Annotated in this window: 10 protein-coding genes; 3 read left to right on the forward strand and 7 right to left on the reverse strand. The window is 46.0% G+C overall.

Going from position 1 to position 12,827, the window contains the following annotated elements:
• Positions 1–18 precede the first annotated feature (18 nt).
• The 6 genes from PRUTH_RS12795 to PRUTH_RS12820 form a co-directional block, all read right to left on the reverse strand.
• Entirely contained in the window at positions 19–1,287 is a 1,269-nt protein-coding gene (locus PRUTH_RS12795; protein ID WP_151173430.1) for an inorganic phosphate transporter, read from the reverse strand.
• 75 nt (positions 1,288–1,362) lie between these two features.
• Entirely contained in the window at positions 1,363–2,040 is a 678-nt protein-coding gene (locus PRUTH_RS12800) for a TIGR00153 family protein (RefSeq protein WP_022945411.1), read from the reverse strand.
• A 270-nt stretch (positions 2,041–2,310) separates the two neighbouring features.
• On the reverse strand, positions 2,311–3,012 hold the full coding sequence (phoU, locus tag PRUTH_RS12805; RefSeq protein ID WP_022945410.1) for a phosphate signaling complex protein PhoU: 702 nt from the start codon (positions 3,010–3,012) through the stop codon (positions 2,311–2,313).
• Between the two features lie 63 nt (positions 3,013–3,075).
• Positions 3,076–3,900, reverse strand: a complete 825-nt coding sequence (pstB, locus tag PRUTH_RS12810; RefSeq protein ID WP_022945409.1) for a phosphate ABC transporter ATP-binding protein PstB — start codon at positions 3,898–3,900, stop codon at positions 3,076–3,078.
• Between the two features lie 29 nt (positions 3,901–3,929).
• Positions 3,930–5,579 carry a phosphate ABC transporter permease PstA gene (gene pstA / locus PRUTH_RS12815; RefSeq protein WP_151173431.1) on the reverse strand — a complete coding sequence of 550 codons (1,650 nt, stop codon included), beginning with the start codon at positions 5,577–5,579 and terminating at the stop codon, positions 3,930–3,932.
• A gap of 16 nt (positions 5,580–5,595) precedes the next feature.
• Positions 5,596–7,827: an ABC transporter permease subunit gene (locus tag PRUTH_RS12820; protein WP_151173432.1), complete on the reverse strand. Its 2,232-nt coding sequence runs from the start codon at positions 7,825–7,827 to the stop codon at positions 5,596–5,598.
• 331 nt (positions 7,828–8,158) lie between these two features.
• Between PRUTH_RS12820 and PRUTH_RS12825 the strand changes: the two genes are divergently transcribed.
• From PRUTH_RS12825 to PRUTH_RS12835, 3 genes are all read left to right on the forward strand, one after another.
• Positions 8,159–8,659 carry a glycine cleavage system transcriptional repressor gene (locus PRUTH_RS12825; RefSeq protein ID WP_151173433.1) on the forward strand — a complete coding sequence of 167 codons (501 nt, stop codon included), beginning with the start codon at positions 8,159–8,161 and terminating at the stop codon, positions 8,657–8,659.
• A gap of 111 nt (positions 8,660–8,770) precedes the next feature.
• The gene (gene ppk1, locus PRUTH_RS12830; protein WP_138547036.1) at positions 8,771–10,846 is read left to right on the forward strand and encodes a polyphosphate kinase 1; all 2,076 of its coding nucleotides are present in this window, start codon (positions 8,771–8,773) and stop codon (positions 10,844–10,846) included.
• Positions 10,833–12,323 (forward strand): Ppx/GppA phosphatase family protein, encoded by a 1,491-nt coding sequence (locus tag PRUTH_RS12835; RefSeq protein ID WP_257220941.1) that lies wholly within the window; start codon positions 10,833–10,835, stop codon positions 12,321–12,323. The genes ppk1 and PRUTH_RS12835 overlap by 14 nt, the downstream gene beginning before the upstream one ends.
• Here PRUTH_RS12835 and PRUTH_RS12840 read toward each other — a convergent pair.
• Positions 12,309–12,764, reverse strand: coding sequence for a hypothetical protein (locus PRUTH_RS12840; protein WP_026111172.1), 456 nt, complete (start codon positions 12,762–12,764; stop codon positions 12,309–12,311). The two genes, PRUTH_RS12835 and PRUTH_RS12840, sit on opposite strands and share 15 nt — an antisense overlap.
• Positions 12,765–12,827 lie beyond the last annotated feature (63 nt).

A 12,827-nucleotide genomic window follows, 5' to 3' on the forward strand; every position in this document is an offset into this window, starting at 1 on the left:
GTAACTCCCACAACGACGTTATACGCCGAATACTGTTCTTAATATGTAGAAGATTACAATAGCAAGAGCAGCACCAACAGGCAATGTTATTACCCAAGAAACCACAATGTTTCTGATCACACTCATATTCAGTGCAGCAATGCCGCGTGCCATACCCACACCCAAAACGGCACCGACTAGTGTTTGCGTGGTCGAAATTGGCAAGCCAGTATCAGAGGCAATAACTACTGTTGATGCGGCTGCAAGCTCAGCTGCAAAGCCTCGGCTTGGCGTTAAGTGCGTAATTCCTTCACCAATGGTTTTAATCACTTTCTTACCTAAGATAGCAAGACCCATTACGATACCTAAGCCACCTAAAGGAAGAATCCACCATGCAAGTGCTGCTTTTTTCGCAAGCTCACCGTTATTTTCAACGATATTTACAACGGCAGCAAGTGGGCCTATGGCGTTGGCAACATCGTTCGAACCGTGTGCAAAAGCCATACAACAAGCGGTCAGTACCATCAGTACGGCAAACACTTTCTCAACGTTGTTAAACTGCATTGCCTTATCGGCTTTAGGGTCCATTTTTAGGCGTTTAATGGCAAGCATACCAATAATGCCGATAAGCACAGCAATAGCTACCGACAAGGCATACCCTTCAACCGTTCCTAGGTTGATACCAATGTGCTTTAAGCCTTTTTTGATAGTCACCAAGGACATGACAAAACCAGCCAAACCCATATAGATAGGTACGTAGCGTTTAGCATTATCCAGTGGGTTATTGGTATCAAAAATAAGCTTTTGCGCGCTCATAAAGATAAGGTAAGCAATGAAGCCTGATAGCGCAGGCGTCACCACCCAGCTACCCACAATCCCCGCAACCTTGGTCCATTGAATCGCTTCGCTACCTACAGCAACGAGAGCAAAACCAATAATAGCGCCGATAATAGAGTGTGTTGTGGAAACAGGCCAGCCTAAAAAGGACGCAATTAATAACCAGCTACCGGCCGCGAATAATGCTGAAATCATGCCCAACACCATCAGTTCGGGGATATCAGCAAACGGAGCGGCGTCAATAATGCCTTTACGTATGGTCGATGTAACCTCACCACCGGCTAAATATGCGCCAGCGAATTCGAAGATCATCGCAATGATAATCGCTTGTTTAATGGTCAGTGCTTTAGAGCCCACTGACGTACCCATTGCATTGGCTACGTCATTGGCACCGATGCCATAAGCCATGAAGAAACCTACCGCAGCGGCAACCAACACCAGCACGGTACCGTAGGACGAAATAATATCCATCAGAATAACCTTATTGTCTTAACTTTGTTTGAGCCAGCAGTGTGTTCATATTGTCTTTGCTGGATCTTGGCAATGTTAACGAGCTAGCAATACTTCTAAACGCGAACCAACGCGCTCAGCAATATCGGCTAAATCGCCCACCCACTCGATGATCTTGTACAAGAACATGACATCAACAGGGTTTAGTGTATCTTCAATGCGACGCAATTCTTGACGTAGCTTAATTTGCATATCGTCTGTGTCTTGCTCAATCGCATCAAGTTCGGCGAGCATTTTCTCAACCAGGGTTACTTCACGACCACGGAAGCCTGTTTCAAGTAATTCATCTAGCTCATTAATAGCTTTTGATGCTTGCTTGGTGGCGTCCACACAGCGTGATAGATACTGTAAGAAGTCGCTTTGGATGGTTTTTGGGATTGCCATCTCACGGCCAATAACGCGTCCAGCTATGTCTTTAGCTTTATTGGCTATCTTGTCTTGGTGGGTGATCAGTTCGAGCAAATCGGTGCGCTCAACTGGAAGGAACAGTCCACGTGGAAGATTAAGTCTAATCTCACGTTTAAGATCATCGGCCTCACGCTCTATGGAGCGTATTTTAAGACGTAACTCTTCCGCTTCTTGCCATTGAGACTCAAATACATGCTCAAAAAAGGGAATGAGTAGCGCACTTGCTTTGTGCACTTTTTTAATATGATCTTCAATTGGTTTAATAGGTGATTTTGCAAAAACCCCTAAAAACGCATTACTAGGCATAACTGACCCTTTGAATCTAAGTTTGCAATAAAACCGTCATAAATAGGTCATAAACATAGACTACATTGGTTTTGTAGGCTCGTTTCTTTGCTATTTTCCACGACTTAGTTTAACTATGCTTTCGAGCGCAATTTTACCCTATGTGCAGCTCAAACGCATCGAATTTCATGCCTTATTCAGTAAGCTTTTACACTCAACTGGCAATGATTATTTAACATCATAAAAAAAGGGCAAATGTCCGTATTTGCCCATCTTTATTTTCTAAAATAATTACAGTGTCTTAGCGATATCTTCTTGGGAGATATGGCGAATATCCTTGCCGTTGACGAAATAAATCACATATTCGGAAATATTCTGACAACGGTCGCCAATGCGCTCCAAAGAACGTACCGACCAAATTAAGTCCATTACCTTGGGAATTGAACGCGGATCCTCCATCATATAAGTCATGATTTGGCGGGTGAGTGCTTCATACTCACGGTCCACTTTTTCATCCGCTTTGTGCACTTCAAAGGCCTTCTGCGCGTCCATACGGGCAAACGCATCCAATACGTCATGTAACATGATTGACACTAAGCGACCCATATTTTCAATGTTATTGAGCAACCCTTGCTGATCTTTAGTGAAAGAGTCTAATGCTACTTTGGCAATGCGCTCAGCCTCATCACCAATACGCTCTAAATCAGCAATAGTTTTGGCAATGGCAACAACTAAACGTAAATCACTGGCCGCTGGTTGGCGTTTAGCGATGATGCGCGTGCACTCCTCGTCAATGTTCACTTCCATGGCATTCACGCGGTAGTCATTAGCTTTAACCTTTTTTGCCAACTCAGCATCGTTTTTACTGACTGCATCAAGGGCACTGTTTAGTTGTTGCTCAACTAACCCACCCATGCTCAGTACATGGTTACGCACACTCTCTAGCTCTTCATTAAACTTGCCGGAAATGTGTTTGTTTATATTGTGTTCCATAATCGCCTTCTCAAAATTCTACTCTAGTAATCATAGCAACAAGCGTTGCAACATGCCGCGAGATTAACCGTAACGACCGGTAATGTAGTCTTCGGTTTTCTTCTTACTAGGGGTGGTGAACAGAGTATTAGTATCGGCATACTCAATAAGCTCACCCATATACATAAATGCCGTTTGATCAGATACCCGCGCCGCCTGTTGCATGTTGTGCGTTACGATCACTACGGTGAACTTGTTTTTGAGCTCACTGATCAACTCTTCAATAACCAGCGTTGAAATGGGATCCAGCGCCGAGGTTGGCTCATCCAGCAATAACACTTCTGGTTCGATGGCGATAGAGCGAGCAATCACTAAACGCTGCTGCTGACCTCCAGAGAGACCAAATGCACTGTCGTGTAGACGATCTTTGACTTCGTCCCACAATGCCGCGCCACGTAATGACTTTTCCACCACTTCATCGAGTTTACGCTTGTCTTTAATGCCTTGTAGGCGCAAGCCATAAACCACATTCTCATAAATAGACTTAGGGAATGGATTCGGGCTTTGAAACACCATGCCAACGTTACGGCGCAATGCTGCCACATCCACACGCTTGTTGTAGATATTCTCGCCATGAAGCAGAATTTCACCGTCGATACGGCAGCTATCTACCAGGTCGTTCATACGATTGATACAACGTAGTAATGTTGATTTACCACAACCCGATGGGCCGATAAACGCGGTTACCTGACCTTTGGGAATATCCATACTGACATCACTCAGCGCTTGCTTCTCGCCATAGTAAAGATCGAGATTTTTAATCTGCAATGCTGTTTGCTCTGGCGTTAGGTTATTCAAATCTAGCTTATCGCTGCTTGATGCATTTACCTGGGGTGCAACTGTAATCATAACTTTGTTACCTATCTCAATTCTTTACATTACTTATCTAAGGCGCGGAACTTTTCACGCAAGTGGTTACGAATACCAATTGCGGTGATGTTCAAGGTGATGATCACCGTCACCAGTAAAAACGCGGTTGCATAAACTAAGGGTCGCGCAGCCTCTACGTTCGGGCTTTGGAAGCCAACGTCATAAATATGGAAGCCTAAGTGCATAAATTTACGGTCTAAGTGCACATAAGGGAAGTTACCATCTAACGGTAAGGTCGGAGCCATTTTTACCACCCCAACTAGCATCAACGGCGCCACTTCGCCCGCCGCGCGCGCTACCGCCAGAATAAGGCCGGTCATAATCGCTGGGCTCGCCATTGGCACCACGATGCGCCACAGTGTTTCCGCTTTAGTCGCACCTAGGGCGAGTGAGCCTTGACGCACTGACCCCGGGATTCGAGAAAGCCCTTCTTCGGTGGACACAATCACTACCGGCAAGGTCAAAATCGCCAGGGTCAACGCCGACCACATCACCCCAGGCGTACCAAACACGGGGCTAGGCGCCGCTTCAGGGTAAAATAGCTGATCTAAACTGCCACCTAACATATAGACAAAGAAACCAAGACCGAATACCCCGTACACAATCGACGGTACACCTGCGAGGTTAATCACCGCGATACGGATCATCTTCGTCACCGCATTTTTCGCTGCGTATTCGTGTAAGTAGATAGCGGCCACCACCCCAAACGGTGTCACGATCACGGCCATTAGCATCACCATAAACACGGTACCGAATATTGCTGGGAAAACGCCACCTTCGGTGTTCGCTTCACGCGGGTCATCGGCGATGAACTTGCCCAACTGACCAAAGTAATGACCAAGCTTGGCAAAGAAGCCCATGTTATTTGGCTGCCAAAAATCAAGCACTTGATAAAGCGGTAAGGTCACCATTTCACCGCGCATGTCTCGCACGATCACTTTGTCTCGCTTGGCGGCGTCACGCAACGCAAAGAGCTCTTTCTCATAGCCTTTATAAGCTTCACGCAAACGTTTACGCTCGGCTTCAAGCTCAGCCATGTGCTCGGGTGTTAGGTCATTATCAAGCTCATACGCACGCTCTTGTAGACGTAATTGCTCAAGTTCATAGTTAATGTGACCGATTTCACCGTTTTGTAAATCAAGCGCCTGCTCATTAAGCTCAACCGCGCGCTCGACCAGCTCTTCTAATTTGGCGACCTTGTCGCCTTGAACCAGCTCACCTTGCTCATAGACCTGCTCAATATAACCATAGAAGTTACCATTTTTAGAGCGTTCAAACACTGCGAGCTCTTTCGGCGTCGACTGTTTTTGGATGTCGGTTTCTAATAACCAACGGAAATCCAAATCAACATACTCACGGTTACCGGTTTTAATTAGGTAACGGGTAATCTCTTCGGCGCCATAGTTTTTTAACTCAACCCCGGAAGCTCTTACTCGACTCGCAGGCACCGCCTCGCGATCATAGATTTCACCAATGACCATTTGCTGAGGTACAGAGCCTTGCACTTCAAACTGGTGTACTTCTGATGGCCAGAAAAAGCTCAGGCCACGCCATGCAATTAGCGCTAACAAGCCAATTACAGAAATCAAACTGATGCTTACAGCACCACCGGTCATCCAAATCCAAGGAGAACCAGACTTAAACCACTGTCTTACCATGTCGTGTCTCCTCTAATTACAGTGAGCTGTATTTTTCACGCAGACGCTGACGAACAAACTCAGCAAGCGTGTTAAACACGAAGGTGAAAATAAAGAGCACAAAGGCTGCCAAGAATAGAATGCGATAGTGTGAACTACCCACTTCAGATTCCGGCATCTCTACGGCAATATTTGCTGCTAACGTACGCATACCTTGGAAGATACTCCAATCCATAATCGGGGTATTACCGGTGGCCATGAGTACGATCATGGTTTCACCCACGGCGCGGCCTAAGCCCATCATAACCGCCGAGAAAATACCCGGACTCGCTGTCAGCAAGACCACCCTTACTAAGGTTTGCCACTGGGTGGCACCTAGAGCTAGAGAGCCTTGCGTAAGGTGACGAGGAACACTGAATACTGCGTCTTCGGCAATCGAAAATATGGTCGGAATAACGGCAAAGCCCATGGCAATTCCCACCACCAACGAGTTACGCTGATCGAAAGTCATACCCAATTCATTGGTAATAAACTGACGTGCATTACCATCAAATAACCAGTTCTCGACGCTGCCGCTCATAGCAAAGGAGACCCAGCCAACCAGTAGCACAACCGGCACCAAGATAATTGAGTGTGCTCCATCAGGAATACGATGACGGATCTGCTCAGGCAGTTTTGTCCAAGCAAAGGCGGTACTAATAATGGCAATGGGCAGCAATATCAACAACGCGACTATGGCAGGCAAGTTTTCCTCAATCAAAGGCGCTAACCAAAGACCAGCAAGGAAACCGAGAATAACGGTTGGTAAGGCTTCCATAATTTCAACGGTGGGCTTCACCACTTTGCGTAGTTCGCTAGACATAAAGTAAGCGGTATACACAGCAGCAGAAAGTGCAATGGGCACAGCAAATAGCATGGCGTACATCGCTGCTTTAAGAGTACCGAAAGAAATTGGGATCAGTGAAAACTTAGATTCAAAATCATCACTGGCCGACGTTGATTGCCAAATATAATCAGGCTCAGGGTAGCCTTCATACCAGACTTCCTGCCACAACCCAGACCAAGTTACCTCCGGGTGCTCATTCTCAATTTCTATTACCTTCACTTGGTTATCAGCCAAGATCAGCGCCGCATTTGAACGCGGAGCAATGGCAAAGTTTTTGATCATGCCATCGGCCACTTTGCCCTGCCATAGTTTCGCTTCACTGGTGGTGTAATACACCCCTAGCTCACCATTATCACCGGCAGTAAAGAAAGTGCGGCGATAAAATTCGGTGTAAATATCTATGGCTTTTTGCTTTGAGGTTTCAAAGGCGCGGATTTTCTTAAAGGCTTTGCCGTCATCGGTATTCACCTCAAACCACTGCGATACTTCGCCATTGTCGTTTGCCAGCATCAGTGAATTGGCGCCAGCAAGCAGCTGCGCGGAAATAATGTTGGCATTTTCTTCGTTAGCAGCAAGTACTTGAGTCAGCTCTACGTCGCTGGCATAACGGCTGTTATAGATATAGATTTGGTTGGCTGAACGCACGAAAACGCGACTGCCGTCGGGCGAGATCAACAGCTCATCAATGCGGCCATCGATGTTAAGCTCGGTTTGTTCAGCCACCCACTCAACCTCGCCGGTCATGAAGTTTTCTTCACCGACATAGGCGCTAAATACCACTCGCTTGTCTGCGGTTAGGGCCACCATCACCACTTTTTCTTCACTTTGCGAGAACGCAAAACGTTTAATGGCCTGACCTTGTGGGTCAACCTCTAGCGGCTTTTCGCCTAATGGGTAAGTCAAACGTGGAGTCAACTTGCGCTGATTGTTAGGGAAGCTCACCATAAAGCTTGGCTTGACGATAACCGCCTCACCATTGCTTAACCCATAGGCATATAAACCTTGGTGCGGTGCGCTAGACGCAAAGCTGGTCACGTCTGCAGGAAGAGCCGTTTTCAGCTCGGTCATTTGTTGACCAAAGCCTTGCTCTTGAATGTTGTAAAAGTCCACCGCCCCATCACGCTTAAGCAGATAGGCAATTTCGGTTTGTTCTTCAAGCCCTAAGCCGACAACATCCTGTTGTGCAATATCAAAGCTTGCACGCTCTTCGATGTGCGCAGACTCAAAAATAGGTTGCACCACATAGAGGAGATAGAAAAATATCAGCAACAGCGCCACGAGCACCATTACCCCGCCAGAGGTAATGCCAAACTGGGCTATTTTGTCTTTAAATAGACGGCTTCTATCCGTGCTAAATGTTAAGTTTTGCGGATTGGAAGTCATCAATACACCCTTATATCTTTACGATGCGCGGATTATATTTCATCAAAATGACAGTTTTGTTACATAACGGAAAAACTAGTACGAAATGAGTAAAAAACAACCAATACTACCAAGACTGTTTTTACATCTGGTTATGACCTATAGCAAATTGCCATTGCGAAGAATTGGACAAACCCCGAAAAGGGGTCAATACTTGCTCATAGCGAGCACGTGAAGACCACCTTAACTTTTTAATAATTATACGTTTATCTATCTTATTTTAAGGCTGTGCTCGAAAAAGGCAGCCGCATGAGCTGACTAAATTTCCACAATAATAAAGAGACCGTTATTTATGCAGCAGTTAGTACTGACCGTATTAGGCCAAGATCGTCCCGGCCTCGTTGAAGAACTTTCCTCCGTCATCTTAGATCATCACGGCAATTGGCTAGCCAGCAACCTCTCACATCTCGCTGGTAAGCTTGCTGGTATTGTTCAGGTCGAGGTCGCTGAAGAGCACCTGAAAGAGCTTCAAGACGCACTACAACAATCCCCTCACTTAGAGATCCGTATTGAATCAGGAGATAAACTCGCCAATGACACGCCTGAATGCTTAAACCTTGCGATCACAGGAAATGATAGACCTGGTATAGTGCAAGAATTAGCCGCAGTGATCCGTCACAAAGGCGCCAACATCACGCACCTGACGTCGAAGCAACAAAGTGCTCCCAACTGGGGTTCGCCCTTATTCAGTGCGGTTGCTACGGTTACCTTGCCAGCGGGAATGCAGCGCGATGTCGTGATCGACGCTCTGGAATCAATCACCCCAGATGTTATCGTTGATATAGAAAGCTAAAAACAACTTGTATCTACTAAGAAGATGACAGCGCTGTTATGTCATCTTCTGGTCATACTGCGGTAATAAATTAATACACTCACGCAGACTCTCTTCTACACTGAGTGTATTATGAAACCGGAACATATTGTTATGCAGGCGAGCTACTACCCCAAAGAGCTCAGTTGGCTTTCTTTTAACGAGCGCGTACTGCAAGAGGCAAAAGATAAAAATAACCCTATCATTGAACGCATTCGCTTTCTGGGCATATTTTCCAACAATCTCGATGAATTTTTTCAAGTGCGCGTTGCTGACGTAAAGCGTCGTATCCTGCTGAACAAACTTCCAGATGCAAATTTCGATGAAGATGAAGCCCTGATGCAGCAAATTCAGGACAAAGTACTTAAGCTAGGGCAAGACTTTAACGTTATCTATGATGATATCTTAGTGGCCCTCAACGAGCACAATATTCATGTTGATCGACCCGAGCAACTCAGTGAGTTTCACCAGCAATGGCTGTTAGCATATTTTAAATCTGAGGTATTAGAGCACCTGTCGCCCATTCTGCTTGATCAGAACAAAAACTATTCCGAGCATATCAACGACACCATGACCTATTTATTTGTCGAAATGCGTCATGAGAAAAGCCATTATGCATTGTTGGAAGTGCCGACCAACCGACTACCACGTTTTGTGCAATTACCTGCGGAAAAAACCCGCCGCCACAAAACTATCGTCCTGCTTGATGACATCATTCTCTATTATCTTGAACAGGTATTTGCCAGCTTTTTTAGCTTTGACGCCATTCGTGGTTTCGCCATTAAGCTCACTCGTGATGCTGAATATAACCTCGACGATGAAATCGAAGAAGGCCTGTTGGATAAAATGTCAAAAGGTCTAAAACAGCGGCTGCGCTCAGAGCCTGTGCGTTTAGTGTACGACAGTGCCTTGCCCGGGGAGATGCTCAAAGCACTAAGGCGACGCTTGGGGATCACTCGCTATGATGCCCTGATCCCAGGCGGCCGCTATCGCAACTTTCGCGACTTTTTAGCCTTTCCCAATGTCGGCCGGCGCTACCTTGAGAACCGCCCACTGGCAACCATTCGCTCACACACTTTTGATCATTTCACAAGCGTATTTGATGCCATTAGCCATCAAGACATTCTGCTGTATTACCCCTACCATACCTTCAATCACTTTTTGAACTATGTGCGCCAAGCATCTTTCGACCCCGACGTATTACATATAAAAGTCAATATTTATCGCGTTGCCAGTCAGTCGCGGTTAATTGGTGCGCTGGTGAATGCGGCAAAGAATGGCAAGAAAGTCACCGTTATGGTGGAATTAAAAGCGCGCTTCGATGAACAAAATAATATCCAATGGGCAAAGAACTTGGACGAAGCTGGGATCAAGGTGATCTTTGGCATCCCTTCTCTCAAAGTGCACTCCAAACTGTGCGTGATTCATCGCAAAGAACACGGGCAAATTGTGCAATATGCACATATTGGCACCGGCAACTTCCATGAAAAAACAGCAAAAATATACACTGACTTTAGCTTATTCACTCGCGATCCCGAGATATGTGAAGAGTGCGATAACGTGTTTAAGTTTATCGAGCACAGCTACAAACACTTTAAGTTTAAGCATCTGATGGTCTCACCTGTGAATGCGCGTGAACGTATCGATGAGTTGATTGATGAGCAAGTAACGCTAGGAAAGAAAGGTCACATTTTTATCAAGGTCAATAACTTAGTTGATAAAGAGTTAATTGATAAGCTGTATATCGCGGCCCAGGCAGGGGTTAAAATAAGACTGATCATTCGTGGCATGTGCTCTTTGGTACCCGGCATCAAGGGGTTCAGTGACAATATTAAAGTCATTAGTATCGTAGATCGTTTCCTAGAGCATCCTCGGGTGATGGTCTTTGGCAGTGCTGAGCATACCCAGGTATTTATTTCATCCGCTGACTTGATGACACGTAACCTTGATCACCGGGTAGAAGTAGGCGTCCCTGTTTATAATCGCAGCTTACAGCAGGTAATCATCGATATACTCGAGTTACAGTGGCGCGATCGCAGTAAAGCTCGTGTGATTGACGCCGAGCAAAGAAATCATTACGTTCGTCGAGGGAACAAGAAAAAAATCCGCTCGCAAATTGCCATTCATGATTACTTAAAGAAATGGGAAAGCAATCGTGCACACCAATGATGTCACTACTTTCGCTGCTGTCGATTTAGGCTCCAACAGCTTTCACTTGTTGCTAGCAAGAGAGGTTGATGGTCGTTTAGAGGTGTTACACAAAGAAAAGCAGCGCGTATATCTTGCCGCTGGCCTTGATAACAACGACTGCCTGAGTGATGAGGCCATAGAAAGAGCGGTCAGCGTTTTACGGCAATTTGCTCGCACTCTCATCGATTTTCCTGCCGCCAACGTTAAGGTGGTTGCGACCTATACCTTACGCCGGGCGCGCAATATCAAAAGCTTCATGCGCCGTGCTCGTTCGGTGTTTCCATTTCATATCGATGTTATTTCTGGTCAAGAGGAAGCACGCCTCATTTATCAAGGCGTCGCCCAACATGTACACCACGAGGGGCTGCGTTTGGTGATTGATATCGGTGGTGGTAGTACCGAGCTGGCCATCGGAGAGCATCACCAACACCTGCGTTTGAGCAGCAGAAACATGGGCTGCGTGAGCTATTCGCAACAGTTTTTTGCTGACGGGCGTATCTCAAAAAAGCGCTTTAAACGCGCGATTGTTAAAGCCGAGCAAGAGTTAGAGTCTATCGCGAATAGCTTCACCCAATTAGGTTGGCAACATGTACTGGCCACCTCAGGCACAGCCAAAATGCTCAGCGCCCTGTGCCATCAAGGTGACTTAACCCAGCCACTTACCCAATCAGCATTGGCAACCTTGATTGAAGCGAGCTGCGACTCAGGCCATATAGAGCGATTGGAATTTGCCGAGCTCAGCGAAGAGCGCCGACCCACTTTTTGTGGTGGTCTAGCGATTCTTTACGCCGTGATGAGGTTTTTTGATATTGATGCATTCACCTACTGTGACTTTTCACTGCGCGAGGGCATTCTTTACGAGCTCACAGAGCTGCACGCGCATAAAGATATACGTGTTGCCACGATAGCCAATATCTCCACTCGATATGTGGTTGACAGTGAACATGCGGCCAATGTCAGTGCCACCTTGCAATGGCTCTTTCCTCATATTGAGCAGCCTTGGCAGTTAACCCATGAGGATGATCTTCCCGTGCTTTTATGGGCAGCTCAGCTGCATGAGGTCGGCTTAAGCATAAACTCATCTGGATTACATAAACACAGTGCCTACATTATTGCTAATAGCCAACTTCCGGGGTTTACCCAAGAGCAACAGCAGTTGCTTGCATGTCTAATTCGCTTTTACAGAAAAAAAATTAAGCTCAAAGCGTTGCCTGAGTTTATTGCGCTTCCTTCACTAACGTTGAAGCGCATGATTGCCCTATTTCGCCTTGCTGTATTAATGAATCAAAAGCGCCAAGCCAAGCAAAAGCCTGACTATAAAATCAGCGCAGCGAGTCATGCGCTCACGTTGCAACTTGGCAAGCAGTGGCTGTCTGATAACACCTTGCTCGCTGCCGACCTTGAGGCCGAGCAGCAACAATGGAAAAAGCTAGGGCTAGATTTACACGTCTTTTAGGCGATTAGCGCTTTGCATCATTTGTTGTAGCGCATTTTGTTCAGTGAGCAGTATTTGCGAAAGCACGTCTTTACAATCTTCAATCTCTGCACGCTCGGTAAGGTACTGATATAGATCGATAACCTGTTGATGTTTTTTGGCTAGGTAGTTTTGTACTTGCTGCTCATCATGGGCCATATCGGCACTTAATGATTCGAAGTCAATCAGCTCTGGATTTTCGGCAAAATACTCATAGCACCAAGTATTTAACGCATTAGAGCTGGTTAATATTTTAAAACTGGCAACGTCAGCAGCAAGCTTCCCCTCATACCCACTTAGATAATCTAATAGCATGGCACAGCGCTTATCGCTGCTTAAGCCGAGCTGTTCAAAATTGGCAGCAAGTCGGTTGTGAAATTCCACTGTCCAATCCAGTACATGATTAATCTTTTTAACTTGCATATAGCCTCCTTTAAATAGTGTTTTATACACAGCAAATTTCATGCACAAAAAAAGCCCGCTGTC

This window comes from Pseudoalteromonas ruthenica, assembly GCF_008808095.1.
Taxonomy (GTDB): Bacteria; Pseudomonadota; Gammaproteobacteria; order Enterobacterales; family Alteromonadaceae; genus Pseudoalteromonas; species Pseudoalteromonas ruthenica.